Consider the following 422-nt stretch of genomic DNA (forward strand, 5'->3'; position numbering starts at 1 on the left):
GTAGAGCTCGCGGGCTTCCTCGGTCACCGAGAAATCCATGTCCACGCTCACTTCCGGGTTGACGCGGCCGGGGCCAGTCATCGGTTCCAGCAGTTCGCGGATGCGCTGGTTGAACGAAGTTTCCTGGCGGCGCACCTGCTCGAACTGGGCCGCGTTGACCGCCGCCTCGCTGTTCGGGTCGGTAATGCTGAGCATGCGCCCGCTCTGGTCGACCACGGTCACCCGTTCCGGCGCGAGGTCCGGAATGCTGGCGGCGACCATGTGCACGATGGCATCGACCTGGCTGCGTTCCAGCTGCTGGCCGCCACGCAGTTCCAGGGTGACCGAGGCGCTGGCCACGTCACGCTGGCGGGTGAACGCGCTGGGCTTGGGAATGGCCAGGTGCACGCGCGAATCGCGCACCGGGCGCAGCGTGTTGATGG

The 422-nt window shown here is 67.5% G+C and carries 1 pseudogene; it reads right to left on the reverse strand.

The annotated features are described in order from the left end of the window. Nucleotides 1-422: pseudogene (locus D7X55_RS46840) on the reverse strand (flagellar basal body M-ring protein FliF); the annotation flags it as partial.

Origin of the sequence: Corallococcus sp. AB049A (genome assembly GCF_003668885.1) — a bacterium.
GTDB classification, from domain to species: domain Bacteria; phylum Myxococcota; class Myxococcia; order Myxococcales; family Myxococcaceae; genus Corallococcus; species Corallococcus interemptor.